Raw genomic sequence first — 233 nt, forward strand, 5'->3', positions numbered from 1 at the left:
TGCGCTGAAGGCCGTGCGCACCAGCCCCGAGGCGACATGGGCGAGCGTGCTGCCGAAGGATGGGATGGCCAGCATGACCAGGGGCACGTTGTCGACCTGGGTGACCGCCCCGCTGCGCGAACTCTCGATCAGGGCCGAGCCCTTGAGGCCAGGGCCGGTGAGCAAGAACGCCAGGAAGAGAATGACCAGGGGGCTTCCGAAGCCCTCTCTCGAAGCAGCCGTCGCCCCTTGCG

1 protein-coding gene is annotated in these 233 nt (G+C 68.2%); it reads right to left on the reverse strand.

The genetic code is table 11. The features are described from left to right. Positions 1 to 233, reverse strand: a 233-nt coding sequence (locus tag RVY79_RS21720; protein WP_317466698.1) for a hypothetical protein, incomplete at both ends; no start/stop codon positions are given.

It is taken from the genome of Chromohalobacter sp. HP20-39 (genome assembly GCF_033052815.1).
Classification (GTDB): Bacteria; Pseudomonadota; Gammaproteobacteria; order Pseudomonadales; family Halomonadaceae; genus Chromohalobacter.